This is a genomic window from Aureispira sp. CCB-QB1 (assembly GCF_000724545.1).
GTDB lineage: Bacteria > Bacteroidota > Bacteroidia > Chitinophagales > Saprospiraceae > Aureispira.
The window spans coordinates 1-2,403 of sequence record NZ_JHBV01000170.1 but is presented as its reverse complement, the minus strand read 5'-3'; the positions used below and the strand labels follow the sequence as shown (position 1 = coordinate 2,403).

The 2,403-nt window shown below is 32.3% G+C and carries 3 protein-coding genes; 1 reads left to right on the top strand and 2 read right to left on the bottom strand.

Annotated features, from left to right (window positions below; all coding sequences use genetic code 11):
- Window positions 1-108: 108 nt before the first annotated feature.
- Window positions 109-570 (top strand): site-specific integrase, encoded by a 462-nt coding sequence (locus tag CG11_RS28905; protein ID WP_052600380.1) that lies wholly within the window; start codon window positions 109-111, stop codon window positions 568-570.
- A 198-nt stretch (window positions 571-768) separates the two neighbouring features.
- Here the strand turns inward: CG11_RS28905 and CG11_RS28900 are convergent, their stop codons facing one another.
- Together CG11_RS28900 and CG11_RS28895 are read right to left on the bottom strand one after the other, a co-directional pair.
- Window positions 769-1,350 carry a hypothetical protein gene (locus CG11_RS28900; protein WP_052600379.1) on the bottom strand — a complete coding sequence of 194 codons (582 nt, stop codon included), beginning with the start codon at window positions 1,348-1,350 and terminating at the stop codon, window positions 769-771.
- A 309-nt stretch (window positions 1,351-1,659) separates the two neighbouring features.
- A complete protein-coding gene (locus CG11_RS28895; protein ID WP_052600378.1) occupies window positions 1,660-2,301 on the bottom strand; it encodes a hypothetical protein in 642 nt (213 codons plus the stop codon).
- Window positions 2,302-2,403: the final 102 nt, after the last annotated feature.

The following is a 2,403-nucleotide window of genomic DNA, read 5'->3' as shown; positions in this document are numbered from 1 at the left end:
GCCAACATTCTTTTCTTCATAAGCACTAATTTAAGCTTTTTTTGCGAACTTAACTAGTGGTCCTAATTTTGGGGTATACTGCAGTTTTATTTGGAATTGATTCGGGATATGTTCTTATTTTCTTGTTATACGGGTTTGCGCTTTGCCGATACAGCTCACTTGAAGTATGAAAATATTGATGTGACCAAAGAGGGCTTGGTCTTGAATATCATTGCTCAAAAAACCAATAAGCAACTTATCCTTCCCCTATACAAACTCTACAAACGAAAGCCAGAAGCCATCATTCAAAAATACAAAAAGCAGGTACTTTATCTTCGTGGTCCTGTCTTTCATCCTTACAGCAATCAATACTTTAACCGTACGCTCAAGGTCATTGCTCAACGTGCCCACTTGCAAAAGAAGGTAACCAGCCATGTCGCTCGACATACCTTTGCGACAAACTTGGCTTCTAAGGTACCGCTACATATTTTAAAGGCGATTTTGCAGTATTCCAAAATTGAAACGACGATGATTTATTTGCACTTGTCGAATAAGTTGGTCAATGATGCTTTGGATAGCGTGGATTGGTAGGTTGTAAAAAAACAAGTTGCCCTGTTGTTGGGTGACTTGTTTTTTAACGCTGGTATACATTTGATGTAACTATGCAACGAATAAAGTTTTTCTTAAAAAGGCAAATGTATTGAAATTACACAGGGGCTATTTTACCGACTGTACTCAGGGTGTTCAGTGCAACAACACAATAAAATTAGTGGGGTCTCATGGACCCACTTAATTTTGATCGCTAATTGTTTGTTTTTGTTTTATTTCTGGTTTGCCTACAAAAAAATCTAAAGTTCTTATAATTGTTGTATTGTTATTTTTATCATTACTTGTTTTGAAATCTACATTAGTCGTGTGGACTCTTCCCGTTTTATCTTTAAAACACCAAGTATTATTTGGAGGAAATTTTCTAATTGTGTCTCTTGGGAAAATTTCATAATCTATAAATTCCATTTCACTTTCTGCAACTGGTACTCTTTTTAAACCAAGCTCAGAAAGGAAAGAAAGGATTTTAGGAGTGTCAATTTTTTCAAATAATAATTCACGTCCAATTTTTTCAATGGCTACTAATCTTATTAGAGACGATTCTTTTATTTTCGTTTCAATTTCAAATGTATCTAAATGGATACTAATACCTTTAGCACAAGCCTCATCATTTTCTTTAGGATAAAACTGATAATATATAATATTTCCTTCAATTTCTTTTCCATAAGTACCATATCCACAAGGTTGGTAAAGAAGTTTACAACTGTCTTTTAATAAATCATCAATACTTACATTATATTCATAATCAAAAGGATTATAAGTCAATTTTTCCTTTAGATCTAAGCAGGAATAGAAAAAGAGGCAGAGAAATAATATGTATAACCTAATGGTCATTTTTGTGTTAAGTTAATGTGATGGTTCCCCTTGATAGGGTTGTCAAATCGCTAAGTTTGATTATTTTAATATTTATATTTTTCCTAATTGTAGACAACGGCTCGTGTATATTGCGTGGTACAAGCCATGCCAATATAAAGATAGCTATTCCCAAATCAAAATCGCAGATTTTGCGGTGTAGAACATGTGTTCATTTTTGTAAGGCTATTCCTGATTCGTACCATGAAAATATACACATTGTTATGTAGTGTTCTTTTTTTTTATTTCATCAAGAGTTAAATTTAGAATATCGCCATCTTCGTGGTAATTTTCAGAGTTCCACTCTTCATCGGAGAATGGAGGTAATACTTTTTCAGGTGAGAAGTATGTTCCTTTTGTTTTTATGTCTAAAATTTCTTTTGTATCACTACGACGAGTTACTTCAATATGAGTGTTTGGGATTGTAGCAGAATAAAGATATTGTCCACAAAGAAAGATACTTTTTAATTTCACTCCATCTTTAATTTCGAAATAAAAACCAGGACCAAAATCTTCTGGGTCTTCTCTTTCTACAGCTTTTCTTGATTGAATAATTGTAATTTCAGCTTTTATATCTTCGATAGGGATTTGGGGAGGAAAAGGAAAGTCCTTTAGAGTAGAAAAATGAAATTTTAAGTTTATAATAAAAGCAATAATAACAATGGAAATTACCATATATAATTCTGCATCTTTATTCCATTTTAGATACCCATGAATATAGTTACCTAAGATTAAAAGAATACCAAGGATAAATACCAAGGAGAGAATGAAATTTTCAAATAACCACCATATCATGGATATTTTAGGCTGTTTTATTAGTTTCATTTCTTTTAATGAAAGCTCTCTAGTGTAAGTTTTTATCATAGTTTTCCTTTATCAAAGTGTGCAGTATACCCCAAAATTAGGACCACTAGTTAAGTTCGCAAAAAAAGCTTAAATTAGTGCTTATGAAGAAAAGAAAATTCA